The organism is Ruegeria sp. AP12, from assembly GCF_056540025.1.
Map to the genome: position 1 here is coordinate 1 of NZ_JBQFVZ010000339.1, position 523 is coordinate 523.

Below are 523 nucleotides of genomic sequence, written 5' to 3' on the forward strand. Positions count from 1 at the left end.
TCTCAACGGGGCGCGATGGGTCGAATTTCAACCCCTCACCCGCGCGTTCGACCTTGTACAGCTCGCCCGGCTCCAACCCGCTTGAGGCATAATCGCCCAGCGTCGCGAACCCCTCCATCCCCGGGTCCTGCTCCATATAGCCAACGGATTTACCGGGAGGCACAACGATCTCGCCCTGATCCGCCTCAACCAGCCCCGCCATCACCTTCATCAAGGTGGACTTACCCGAGCCGTTGCGCCCCACTAGCGCTACTCGATCACCCGGCTGGACCACCAGATCCAAACCGGAAAACACCGGATCACCCCCGAAGGTCAGGGAAATACCAGACATCTGCAACAAAGGAATTCTCGCCATGCCCGCCAGCTAAACCGGCCAGCCTGATGCGTCAACGCCCCGGCTTCACCTTTTCAAAAATACTCGATTCACCCGGCCACCGCCCGCAACAAGCGTTTGCGGGCTGGAGGAATCGCACCGATCTCTAACCCGGTGAAAACGTGCAACGTGTTCATATGCCGATCCACC

1 protein-coding gene and 1 pseudogene are annotated in these 523 nt (G+C 59.8%); both read right to left on the reverse strand.

What is annotated here, in order from left to right:
• Positions 1-355, reverse strand: a 355-nt coding sequence (locus ACR0E6_RS23090; RefSeq protein ID WP_480587822.1) for an ATP-binding cassette domain-containing protein, incomplete at its 3' end; no start/stop codon positions are given.
• A 68-nt stretch (positions 356-423) separates the two neighbouring features.
• A pseudogene (locus ACR0E6_RS23095) lies at positions 424-523 on the reverse strand (ornithine-acyl-ACP acyltransferase); the annotation flags it as partial.